We start from the raw sequence: 415 nt of genomic DNA, 5'->3' as shown, positions 1-415 counted from the left end.
ATCTTTTGATTCCTACATCAAACCACAACTAACAACACCGATGGTAAAGCCGATATTCAGTTGTATATCTTTTGATTCCTACATCAAACCACAACTGACGGCTCTAAATACGTTGAGTTTGTCGAGTTGTATATCTTTTGATTCCTACATCAAACCACAACTTATCTTGCACGTATGAATTTATCAGAGTAGTTGTATATCTTTTGATTCCTACATCAAACCACAACTCACTCAAAACACATACAATATGGAAACAGTTGTATATCTTTTGATTCCTACATCAAACCACAACACCTACTCCCTTGCCTGCATAACTGCCAAGGTTGTATATCTTTTGATTCCTACATCAAACCACAACTCTTTGCATCGTAATAAAAAAAATATTATGTTGTATATCTTTTGATTCCTACATCAA

At 34.2% G+C, this 415-nt stretch carries 1 CRISPR repeat array.

Annotation, left to right across the window (positions count from 1 at the left end):
• Positions 1–58: 58 nt before the first annotated feature.
• Positions 59–359: direct repeats of the CRISPR family, unit length 38 nt; unit sequence AGTTGTATATCTTTTGATTCCTACATCAAACCACAACT.
• Positions 360–415 lie beyond the last annotated feature (56 nt).

It is taken from the genome of Leyella stercorea DSM 18206, assembly GCF_000235885.1.
Taxonomy (GTDB): Bacteria; Bacteroidota; Bacteroidia; order Bacteroidales; family Bacteroidaceae; genus Prevotella; species Prevotella stercorea.
Note: the sequence above shows the minus strand (reverse complement) of the source record. Positions and strands in the feature narration are given on the sequence as shown.